This window comes from Pseudomonas sp. B5(2017) (genome assembly GCF_002112825.1).
Taxonomy (GTDB): Bacteria; Pseudomonadota; Gammaproteobacteria; order Pseudomonadales; family Pseudomonadaceae; genus Aquipseudomonas; species Aquipseudomonas putida_Z.
Map to the genome: position 1 here is coordinate 1 of NZ_NEIR01000038.1, position 1,428 is coordinate 1,428.

Below are 1,428 nucleotides of genomic sequence, written 5' to 3' on the forward strand. Positions count from 1 at the left end.
TGGACTGCCCCCGAAAAGTTGGACAGTTTTAGCCCGTGGCCTGAGTCCTGTAGCTGACAGGGCTCAGGCCATTGAGTTTCAGCCTGATGCGGTCATGGTTGTAGTAATGGATGTACTCCTCCAGGCCCGCCTTCAGCTGTTCGACGCTTTCAAAGCGCTTCAGGTAGAAGAACTCTGACTTCAGTGTGCCGAAGAAGCTTTCCATCGCTGCATTATCCAGACAATTACCCTTGCGAGACATGCTCTGCTTCACACCGTGCGCTGCGAGCTTATGGCGGTATTGGGGCTGCTGGTAATGCCATCCCTGGTCTGAGTGGATCACTAGCTTGGGCTTTTCACCCAACCCATCGAGCGCCTTTTCCAGCATGTTCCCGACCAAGCCATAGGTAGGCCGGCAAGCTGTTTCATAGGCGATGATCTCACCGTTGTACAAGTCCATCACGGGCGACAGGTAGAGCTTTTGTTGGGCCACTTTGAACTCAGTGACATCGGTCACCCACTTCTGGTTGGGGCGTTGCGCGACGAAATTACGCTCCAGCAAATTCATTGCCACCTTGCCGACAATGCCGCGATAGGATCGATACTTCTTCGGGCGTACAACGGACTGCAAACCAAGCTCAGCCATCAACCGTTCAATGACCTTCTTGTTGACCAAGGTCCCCTGATTCCTGATGGCAAGGGCAATGCGGCGGTAGCCATACAGCCCTTTCTCCTCGTGATAGACACGCTGCACCAACTCCTTGAGCGAGGCGTGCCTGTCCGGCTTTTGCTGGCACTTGACCTGGTAATAAAAGGTACTGCGTGCCAACCCCACCATCTGCAAGAGGTCGGGCAGCGGATATTTATGTCTGAATTTGCAGACGATCAGGGCTTTTTCGTCCGTGTTCGCTCCTTCTCCTCTCGCAGAGCCTTTAACTCCTTTAGGACATCATTCTCCATGCGCAGATACTCGAGCTCGCTCAACAACTGCTCACGAGATTTCTCTGCGTCATTGGTGTCTGTCGGCTTGATGGGCTTAATTTTCTTCGGCACGGCTGATTTTCTTTGTTTGGCGAGAGTGGCTACAGGACTGCCACTGTAGTGCTGCCGCAGCCAAATGCCTATCTGTGAGGACTGTCCAAGGTCAAAGTGCGCCGCTGTTTGGCGCAGGGACAGGCGATGCTCAAGCATGTACTTGAGCACCCGCCGCTTGAATTCCTCGGTGTAGCGGCGACCATGCGAGCGAGGGCTGAGGCTGGCATCGACTTGGTAGCCAGCAACCCAGCGCCGAAGCAGGCTGAAATCGATGCCAAAGTGTTGTGCCACCTTGCGAAAGCCCCGGCTGCCCTCTAGGTAAGCGGTGATAGCCGTGAGCTTGAACTGCTCTGTGTATTTACCCATAGATCCCCCAAGGGTTGGATTGGTGTCCAACTTCTTGGGGGCAGTCCA

1 protein-coding gene is annotated in these 1,428 nt (G+C 54.5%); it reads right to left on the minus strand.

Going from position 1 to position 1,428, the window contains the following annotated elements:
• Positions 1-28 precede the first annotated feature (28 nt).
• Positions 29-1,380, minus strand: a protein-coding gene (locus CAG00_RS27340) for an IS3 family transposase (RefSeq protein ID WP_371915777.1) whose coding sequence is annotated in 2 segments (ribosomal slippage) — positions 29-909 and positions 909-1,380 — 1,353 coding nt in all. Because the reading frame shifts where the segments join, the coding sequence is not laid out codon by codon here.
• Positions 1,381-1,428: the final 48 nt, after the last annotated feature.